General features: G+C 57.4%; 5 protein-coding genes and 1 rRNA gene. 3 read left to right on the forward strand and 3 right to left on the reverse strand.

All coding sequences use genetic code 11. The features are described 5' to 3' along the window. Positions 1-132: 132 nt before the first annotated feature. Positions 133-2,874, forward strand: coding sequence for an aconitate hydratase AcnA (gene acnA, locus ASG55_RS25450; protein WP_056791545.1), 2,742 nt, complete (start codon positions 133-135; stop codon positions 2,872-2,874). 314 nt (positions 2,875-3,188) lie between these two features. On the opposite strand, the gene ASG55_RS25455 is transcribed toward acnA, so the two are convergent. Next, positions 3,189-3,677 (reverse strand): SRPBCC family protein, encoded by a 489-nt coding sequence (locus ASG55_RS25455; RefSeq protein ID WP_016775506.1) that lies wholly within the window; start codon positions 3,675-3,677, stop codon positions 3,189-3,191. 176 nt (positions 3,678-3,853) lie between these two features. On the opposite strand from ASG55_RS25455, the gene ASG55_RS25460 reads away from it, so the two are divergent. Together ASG55_RS25460 and ASG55_RS25465 are read left to right on the forward strand one after the other, a co-directional pair. Beyond that, positions 3,854-4,768, forward strand: coding sequence for an ADP-ribosylglycohydrolase family protein (locus ASG55_RS25460; protein WP_056791548.1), 915 nt, complete (start codon positions 3,854-3,856; stop codon positions 4,766-4,768). A 40-nt stretch (positions 4,769-4,808) separates the two neighbouring features. After that, positions 4,809-5,213: a lysozyme inhibitor LprI family protein gene (locus ASG55_RS25465; protein ID WP_056791550.1), complete on the forward strand. Its 405-nt coding sequence runs from the start codon at positions 4,809-4,811 to the stop codon at positions 5,211-5,213. A gap of 44 nt (positions 5,214-5,257) precedes the next feature. Here ASG55_RS25465 and mrdA read toward each other — a convergent pair whose 3' ends face one another. After that, complete coding sequence (mrdA, locus tag ASG55_RS25470; protein WP_056791554.1) at positions 5,258-7,150, reverse strand: penicillin-binding protein 2; 1,893 nt, start codon at positions 7,148-7,150, stop codon at positions 5,258-5,260. 190 nt (positions 7,151-7,340) lie between these two features. Next, positions 7,341-7,461 (reverse strand): 5S ribosomal RNA (gene rrf, locus ASG55_RS25475). Between the last annotated feature and the right edge of the window lie 173 nt (positions 7,462-7,634).

Raw genomic sequence — 7,634 nt, forward strand, 5'->3', positions numbered from 1 at the left:
GATAGCTGAAGTCGGAACCATGGTTGCGCCGATAGAGTCCAGTTATTAGCCAGCTACTCAAAACAGGGCTAGGTTTAATGCTCTGCCCGTCCCCTCAGTCCGTAGCCGTGCGGACTCAAAGGAGTGATCGTAATGCCGTCCCTCGATAGTCTGAAGTCACTGAAAACCCTACAAATCGATGCCACGACCTACCATTATTTCAGCCTGCCGGAAGCCGCCAAAAGCCTGGGCGACCTCGACAAGCTACCGATGTCGTTGAAGGTCCTGCTGGAAAATCTGCTGCGCTGGGAAGACGAAAAAACCGTCACCGGCACTGACCTCAAAGCCATCGCCGCCTGGCTCAAGGAGCGCCGCTCCGATCGAGAAATCCAATACCGCCCCGCCCGCGTATTGATGCAGGATTTTACTGGTGTCCCCGCCGTCGTCGATCTCGCCGCAATGCGCGCGGCGATGGCCAAGGCTGGTGGCGACCCGCAACGCATAAATCCGTTGTCGCCGGTGGATCTGGTGATCGACCACTCGGTGATGGTCGACAAGTTTGGCAGCGCCAGTGCGTTTGAACAGAACGTCGACATCGAAATGCAACGCAACGGCGAGCGCTATGCCTTTCTGCGCTGGGGCCAGAGTGCGTTCGATAACTTCAGCGTGGTCCCGCCGGGTACCGGCATCTGCCACCAGGTCAACCTCGAATATCTCGGCCGCACCGTTTGGACCAAAGACGAGGATGGCCGCACCTACGCGTTCCCCGACACGCTGGTCGGCACCGACTCCCACACCACCATGATCAACGGCCTCGGCGTACTCGGCTGGGGCGTGGGCGGGATCGAAGCGGAAGCGGCGATGCTTGGGCAACCGGTATCGATGCTGATTCCGGAAGTGATCGGCTTCAAACTCACCGGCAAACTCAAGGAAGGCATCACCGCCACCGATCTGGTGCTGACCGTAACTCAGATGCTGCGCAAGAAAGGCGTAGTCGGCAAATTCGTCGAGTTCTATGGCGATGGTCTCGCCGATCTGCCACTGGCCGACCGCGCAACCATCGCCAACATGGCCCCGGAATACGGTGCGACGTGCGGCTTCTTCCCGGTCGACGATGTCACGCTGGAATACCTGCGCCTGTCCGGCCGGCCGCCGGAAGTGGTGAAACTGGTCGAGGCGTACACCAAGGCTCAAGGCCTGTGGCGTCTGCCGGGTCAGGAGCCGGTGTTCACCGACAGCCTGGCCTTGGATATGGGCAGCGTTGAGGCCAGCCTGGCCGGACCGAAACGTCCGCAGGATCGAGTCTCCCTGCCGAACGTCGCGCAGGCCTTCAGTGATTTCATCGACCTGCAATTCAAACCCACCAGCAAGGAAGAAGGACGCCTGGAAAGCGAGGGCGGCGGCGGCGTGGCGGTGGGCAACGCCGATCTGGTGGGCGAAGCGGACTACGAATACGAGGGCAAGACCTATCGCCTGAAAAACGGTGCCGTGGTCATCGCCGCGATTACCTCCTGCACCAACACTTCCAACCCGAGCGTGATGATGGCGGCCGGGTTGCTGGCGAAGAAAGCCGTCGAGAAAGGTCTGACGCGCAAGCCTTGGGTCAAAAGCTCACTGGCCCCCGGTTCGAAAGTCGTCACCGACTATTACAAGGCTGCCGGGCTGACTCAGTACCTTGATCAGCTCGGTTTTTCGTTGGTCGGTTACGGCTGCACCACCTGCATCGGCAACTCCGGGCCACTGCCGGAGCCGATCGAGAAAGCCATTCAAAAGGCCGATCTGACCGTCGCATCAGTCCTGTCCGGCAACCGCAATTTCGAAGGCCGCGTGCACCCACTGGTGAAGACCAACTGGCTGGCCTCGCCTCCGCTGGTCGTCGCCTACGCACTGGCTGGCAGCGTTCGCACCGACATCAGCAGCGAACCGCTGGGTGAGGATCAGCAGGGCAATCCGGTGTACCTGCGCGATATCTGGCCGAGCAGCCGGGAAATCGCCGAAGCGGTGAATCAGGTCAACACGGCGATGTTCCACAAGGAATACGCCGAAGTGTTTGCCGGTGATGAGCAATGGCAGGCCATCAAGGTGCCGCAAGCGGCGACTTACGTGTGGCAGGACGATTCGACCTACATTCAGCATCCACCTTTCTTCGACGACATTTCCGGCCCTCTGCCGGAAGTCAAAGACGTCAAAGGCGCGCGGGTCTTGGCCTTGCTCGGCGATTCAGTGACCACCGACCACATCTCCCCCGCCGGCAACATCAAGATCGACAGCCCGGCCGGGCGATACCTGCAGGAAAAAGGCGTGGAGCCGCGCGACTTCAACTCCTACGGTTCCCGTCGCGGCAATCATGAAGTGATGATGCGCGGTACGTTTGCCAACATCCGTATTCGCAACGAGATGCTGGGTGGCGAGGAAGGTGGCAACACACTTTACATTCCCACCGGGGAAAAAATGGCGATCTATGACGCAGCGATGAAATATCAGGCGTCGGGTACGCCGTTGGTGGTGATTGCCGGTCAGGAGTACGGCACCGGGTCGAGCCGTGACTGGGCGGCGAAAGGCACCAATCTGCTGGGCGTCAAAGCGGTGATTGCGGAGAGCTTCGAACGTATTCACCGCTCTAATCTGGTCGGCATGGGTGTGCTGCCGTTGCAGTTCAAGCTTGATCAGAATCGCAAGAGTCTCAATCTGACCGGCAAAGAGACGTTCGAGATTCTGGGATTGACCGGCGTCGAGCTGAGGCCGCGGATGAACCTGCCGCTGGTTATCACTCGGGAGGATGGGCGTCAGGAGAGAATCGAAGTCTTGTGCCGCATTGATACGCTGAATGAGGTCGAGTACTTCAAATCCGGGGGGATCCTGCATTATGTGTTGCGGCAGTTGATTGCTTCGTGACGGGATGACATTCGCCCAGGCTGTGATCTTTTTGACCTGGCTTTTAAAAGCAGGATCAAAAGATCGCAGCCTTCGGCGGCTCCTACATTCAGGCGAAAAAAAACCCGCCGAAGCGGGTTTTTCCCAAGACCATTATCGACTCCCTGTCGGCAGCGATCCTTGCGATGGTCGATCGTCCATGATCCTGAAACACTCCCTGTGTCTCAGTTGATGTGTGTAGATTACCCAGTGGATCCAATCAGCAATAGTCGTAAAAGCTACCAATGCGTGTAAGACATTCGCCATACAAACACTGCCGAAAACCCTTAGACCTGTCAGGCACCGCCGCTTTCACGAGCCCTGGCGCTTTCGGCGAGAAACTGTTCAAGCCTGCTCAACTGCTCCTCCCAGCCGCGACTGTCCATGTAATACGCCTCTTTCTGACGGATATCAGGGATGTGCGCGAAGCCGGACTCCGAGACCTTGAGTAGAGTGCCGTCCTCGAAGTCCTGCAATTCGAACTTGACCAGCGTGGTCGGCTCTTGCGAGTAGTCGATCTTCGGGTTGACCGCATACGGGTGCCAGCGGAAAGAAAACAACTGCTGCGGCTCGACCCGCTCGATCAGCACATTCCACAATACGTGTTCATAACCGGGGTACGTGACCTGGCCCTGCGTCCACTCACCGGCAATGAAGCGCCGGCCCTCAAGTGCCACGCCAAACCACTGACCGAACGCCTCTGCATCGACCAATGCGCGCCAGACATGGGAACGCGACGCCTTGAGCGTGATCTTGCGTTCGAAACTGTTAGGTACTGGTTTCATACGTCACCTCCTGTTCTGAACACTAGGCTTGTATGACCACATGTCCAATGCGAAGTTGTATCCAGGCGCTGCAGGCATCGATCCGAGCAGACACATCCTGCGGTAGTTTCCGCTCTGTGATCGGCGCCGCTTGACCTGTTATCTTTCCAGCGAATCCGCAGAAACAAGGACGAATCATGCAGCCCTCTCTTGCCGATCGGTATCGCGGCGCCCTCCTCGGCCTGGCTTGCGGCGATGCGGTCGGCACAACAGTTGAGTTCCAGCCGCGAGGATCATTCCAGCCGCTGAGCGACATGGTCGGCGGTGGCCCGTTCCAGCTCAAGCCAGGGCAATGGACCGATGACACCTCAATGGCACTCTGCCTGGCCGAGAGCCTGCTGCGCAAAAACGGTTTCGACGCGGCTGATCAGATGGGCCGCTATCTCAATTGGTGGAAATGGGGATATCTGAGCTCCACCGGTGAATGTTTCGACATCGGCATGACCGTGAGCCAGGCGCTGGAACAGTTTCAGCGAACCGGGAAGCCTTTCGCGGGGTCGACTGATCCATTGACTGCTGGCAACGGGTCGCTGATGCGATTGGCTCCTGTCGTACTGTTTTATTTTCCCGACGCTAGACAGATCCAGATCCACGCTGCCGACAGTTCGCGCACAACCCATGCGGCGCCGGAGGCAATCGAGTGCTGCCAATTGCTGGCTGATCTGATCGCACGAGCGCTTGAGGGAGCCGACAAAACGCAACTGCGCCAATCGCTACTTGCAGAGTATTCGCAACCCAAGGTGGTTGCGATCGCGCGGGGTGAGTATCTCGGCAAAAAAGAAAACGAAATCAAGGGCAGCGGCTATAGCGTGCAATCATTGGAAGCCGCTTTGTGGTGCTTCCATCACACGCAAACGTACGCTGACGCGATACTGAAAGCAGCCAATCTCGGCGATGATGCGGATACCACAGCTGCTATCGTGGGTCAGTTGGCCGGTACTTACTACGGCGCTCGGGCAATTCCCGAGCACTGGCTGGAGCGGCTGCATGACGGCGAGGAAATTACGGCCACTGCGGATCGCTTGCTTGAGGCCTCCCGGCTACGTACATAACACTCGATACACTCTTTCCACTCGATACAGCGAGAACCTTATGTCAGTGCGTCTGCTTCTGGCCTCTGCGCCCTTTTTGTTTGCCCCTTTCGCCCATGCCGCCGTTGATTGCGCCAACGCCAGCGATCAGGCGACGATGAATCAATGCGCGGGGCAAGCCTTCAAAGCGGCAGACAAGGAACTGAATACGCTCTATCAGCAGATCACCGGACGCCTGAAGGACAACCCGGACGGAAAGAAGCTGCTGGTCAACGCGCAGCGGGCGTGGGTCAGCTTTCGGGATGCCGAGTGCAAGTTTTCGGCTTCTGGGGTGGCAGGCGGGAGTGTGTATCCATTGGTTTACAGTAGTTGTCTTACAGACGTAACCAAGGCCAGAGTAGAAACCCTCAAGCAGTATTTGAAATGTGAGGAAGGTGATATGAGCTGCCCGGTACCCGGTGCGTAATCACAGGCGCCGCTTACGGAGCCTGTGCTGTGAACCGTTACGCCTCAGACGTGAGGATCGCCCGGCGCTTTGCTCGGCGCAGCGTATTGAGGTTTAAGGTGACCATCCTGATCGAGTAACCAGGCGTCCATGATCTGCCGCACTACTGGACCGGCAACACGACCACCCGCCTCGCCGTTCTCGATCATTACCGAGATGGCGATCTTCGGATGCTCGGCCGGTGCGAATCCTACAAACAGGGCGTTGTCACGGTGGCGCTCCAGGGTTTTCTCACGGTTGTAGCGCTCCCCTTGCTTGATCGCTACCACTTGCGCCGTGCCACTCTTGCCGGCGATGCGGTATTGCGCACCCGCAGCGGCCGCACGGGCAATACCTCGAGCATCGTGCATGACCATCTGCATACCGTGGTTGACCTGCTCCCAATCCCGCGGATCTTTAAGCAGGATATTTGGCATTGGATGCTCATCAACCGGAGCTACACCGTCGACCGACTTGGCCAAATGCGGCCGATTCCATATCCCCTTATTGGCGATCAGGGCAGTGGCCTGGGCCAATTGCAGCGGTGTGACCTGCATGTATCCCTGGCCGATGCCGAGAATAACCGTCTCGCCGGGATACCAGGCCTGTCGCCGTGTAGCGCGTTTCCACGCCTGCGACGGCATCAGACCGGGGGACTCTTCAAACATGTCCAGCGAGACTTTTTCACCAAGGCCGAACATCGCCATGTAGTCGTGCAGACGATCGATGCCAAGCTTGTGCGCCAAGTCGTAGAAGTAGGTGTCGTTGGAACGCATGATCGCCGCGTCCATGTCCACCCAGCCATCACCGCTGTGGTTCCAGTTGCGATACTTGTGATCGAAGTCCGGTAGTTGGTAATAGCCGGGATCGAATACGCGGGTCTGCGGAGTTACGACGCCTGCGTCCAGCCCTGCGATGGCGACTTCCGGCTTGATCGTCGAGCCCGGGGCGTACAGACCACGCAACACGCGGTTGAACAATGGCCGATCAATGGAATCCCGCAGCGCTGAATATTCCTTCGAACTGATCCCGGTGACGAACAGATTCGGATCGAAACTCGGATTGCTGACCATCGCCAGCACTTCTCCGGTGGACGGGTCGAGAGCTACCACTGAACCACGACGGTCGCCCAAAGCGGCTTCGGCAGCTTCCTGCAGCTTTACATCGAGGCTCAGGACGATGTTTTTGCCTGGCACCGGATCGGTGTGCTTGAGTACCCGTAGCACGCGGCCTTGAGCATTGGTCTCGACTTCTTCGTAACCGACATGGCCGTGTAACTGCGCCTCATAGAAACGCTCGATACCGGTTTTACCAATGGACTGCGTACCTCGGTATTCCACGGAGTCGAGGGTTTTAGCTTCCTTTTCATTGATCCGACCGACATAACCGATCGAATGAGCGAAATGTGCGCCGAGAGGATAGTGCCGGACAAACTGCGGTTCGACATCAATCCCCGGCAGGCGAAATTCGTTCACCGCCAGGACGGCGATCTGCTCTTCCGTCAGCTCATAAAACAGTGTGACCGGTGTGAATGGATGCCGGGATTGCTTCATCGCCTTGTCGAATACCGTACGGTCTTCAGCAGGCAAGTGCAGCAAGTTGATGACTTCGTCCAATTCTTGATTGACGTCGGTTGCACGCTCACGGGTGATGGTCAGGTTGTAGCTGGGACGGTTGTCGGCGAGTAATACGCCGTTGCGGTCGTAGATCAATCCCCGCGTCGGCGGTATCGGCAGGACATGGACACGGTTGTTTTCGGAGATGGTCGAGTGGTAATCGAATTCCACGACCTGGAGAATGTACAGCCGCACCACCAAAGCGCAGCTGATGGCGAACACGAACAGAGCACAGGCAATCAAGCGTTTGTTGACCAGCCTCGTCTCTTTTTCATGGTCCTTGATCGGGATTGGTTCAGGCATTTCTACAGCAACTCTTAGACGTAAATGAGTGCCGATCCGTGGGCAGGACATCAGTCCGTTAAAAAACGAGCTGCACCATACCAAAACTCGCCATCCACTTCAGGTGAATTTCCCCGGTGGCAGGCTAAAAACTTTCTCGCAGGCAAAACAAAACCCCAACTGCTTTCGCAATTGGGGTTTCGGAATTTAATCTTGACGATGACCTACTCTCACATGGGGAAACCCCACACTACCATCGGATCGGCGATGCATCGTTTCACTGCTGAGTTCGGGATGGGATCAGGTGGTTCCAACGCTCTATGGTCGTCAAGAAATTCGGGTACTGACTCGKGACCAGATGGCCTCGCTTCAGCAAATTGGGTATGTGACAGCTAGGTGTTTGTGARTTTCGAACTTTCGGTTCGTTTCGTCTTCACACACCGCAATCTGGCGCCTTTTCAGGTCAGCAAATTGCTTGGGTGTTATATGGTCAAGCCTCACGGGC

Source organism: Pseudomonas sp. Leaf434 (assembly GCF_001425545.1).
Classification (GTDB): Bacteria; Pseudomonadota; Gammaproteobacteria; order Pseudomonadales; family Pseudomonadaceae; genus Aquipseudomonas; species Aquipseudomonas siliginis.

Coding starts and splice junctions, on each gene's coding strand:
- ASG55_RS25465 (WP_056791550.1), top strand. CDS start 4,809: ATGTCAGTGCGTCTGCTTCTGGCCTCTGCGCCCTTTTTGTTTGCCCCT.
- mrdA (WP_056791554.1), bottom strand. CDS start 7,150: ATGCCTGAACCAATCCCGATCAAGGACCATGAAAAAGAGACGAGGCTG.
- ASG55_RS25460 (WP_056791548.1), top strand. CDS start 3,854: ATGCAGCCCTCTCTTGCCGATCGGTATCGCGGCGCCCTCCTCGGCCTG.
- acnA (WP_056791545.1), top strand. CDS start 133: ATGCCGTCCCTCGATAGTCTGAAGTCACTGAAAACCCTACAAATCGAT.
- ASG55_RS25455 (WP_016775506.1), bottom strand. CDS start 3,677: ATGAAACCAGTACCTAACAGTTTCGAACGCAAGATCACGCTCAAGGCG.